Here is a 1,827-nt window from a genome sequence, read left to right on the forward strand (position 1 = left end):
GCCGGATGTCGCCGCGACCCATTGGGCTTATGGCGACATCATGGAGGCTTCCGTCGATCACATCTACACGCAAGCCACAGACGGAACCGAAACGCTCGCTGAATAAACAGCGGCAATTTTCCGCTCCTTGTTCCACAACGAACGAACCCCTTCCGATTAAGCTGGAAGGGGTTCGTCTTTTTTTACCATGTTGCTCTTAAGGAGTTACTCGATACGTCCCGGGTTTCTCTCGCCTTTTTTTCTTATCCTACCGTAGGTTCCATCTTCAATTAATACCATAACTGCCCACTCTCCTTGTTCAGAGTTTGTTCAGAGCGCTATTGTAAAATGATAGAGATCTACATAAAAGGAGGAACACACGCATGAAACGCAAAAAAGGCTTATTGCTGCTTCTCGTATTCTTGCTAACCTTCGCAGGCGCGACTTCCCTGCCGATTGTCGGAGCAAGTAAAGCGAATGCAGCCACAGTGGCAAACTGGTATCCCGTTACGACAAACGGGCTTAGCATCAACCCGGAGCAATTGGAGCTTTTTGTCGCCGATCCCTATCTCTATCTGGCTTACATCGACCGGGAGAATGGGAATAAGGCTACCGTCATGAGGATGGACAAAAACGGCTTGTCGTGGTCTTTAGCCGGGAATTCCACAGTGTCGGACGGTGCTGTCGGCGATTTTTCTTTTTACATCAATAGGTCCTCCGTCTATGCCGCTTATTCCGATTCCAACAATGACGGGAAACTGACGGTAAAAACACTTACGGCGGAAGGCTGGCAGACGGTTGGAGCACCCGGCTTCAGCACGGGCTCTGCTAGCGCTATTAAGGTATATAGCTCTGACACCAATGTATCGAGCAGCTTGTATGTGATCTATAGCGACTCTGCATTCGACAACAAGACCATCGTAAGCAAGATGGTGGATAGTGAATGGAATCCGATCGGCAGCCCGTCCGGCATTGGAGACGCCGATGCTTACCGCCATGACATCGCCTTAAGCTTCTATGACGAACCTTACATAACAATTGAGACACCAACCGGAAGCCAGGCGCTTTCCTATGATAATGCGAATGGAGAATGGACTCCGTTCGGGGTACCTGAAACCGCCATCGGTCCATTAGACATTGAATATCCGAATCGACCGGTCCTTGCCTACACCGATTTGGAGGGACAAGTTCGTGTCAGTAACTTTTATGGAAATTGGACTGCCTACAATAATGTGCTGACTGTTCATGACTCCCAGGCATCTAGGCCAATGTTTGGCGATCCCAAAAACGCCGAACCTTTTTTGGCATTTGTTGAGTCGGGAACCAATCAAATTATTGTTAAAAAGTATGCGATGTCTTCTGGAAGTGAGCTCGGACGTTGGATTCAGCAAGGCAACATCCCTTCGGGACAAATCAGCCCGGGGCTTCCGGATTACTCTCTCGCTGTTGACACCTCCTCTTTTACCATTCCGTATGTTGTCTTCAAAAATGAACAAGATGAGTTGAAGCTATTCCGTTATGCCAGTCTTACTTCTGCCCCCACTTTAACGGCGGATACTTCAGAAAACAAGGAGAATCAAGCCATTGTGCTTTCATTTTCGGATAATGAGCGCTGGAGGGGGAAAATCACCTCCATTACTGTTAATGGAACGCCGGTTTTGTTATCGGATCTTACCATCGCTGAGGGGACAATAACTTTTCCGGCCGGCAAACTGTTGGAAGGCACTCACACCATTGTAGTCAGAGCAACGAATTACGTTGATGCCACGGTCACCCAAACAGTTCTGCCGGCGGGACTTACCCCGCCCGTATTGAATGCCGACACCACCGCCAATAATACGGCTACGC

At 49.0% G+C, this 1,827-nt stretch carries 1 protein-coding gene; it reads left to right on the plus strand.

Features of this window, described 5'->3' with window-relative positions; translation table 11 throughout:
• Positions 1 to 362 precede the first annotated feature (362 nt).
• The coding region (locus AC6I6H_RS22405) for a hemoblobin-interacting domain-containing protein (RefSeq protein ID WP_497956824.1) at positions 363 to 1,827 on the plus strand (1,465 nt) is incomplete at its 3' end.

The sequence above is a fragment of the Gorillibacterium sp. sgz306347 genome, from assembly GCF_059735245.1.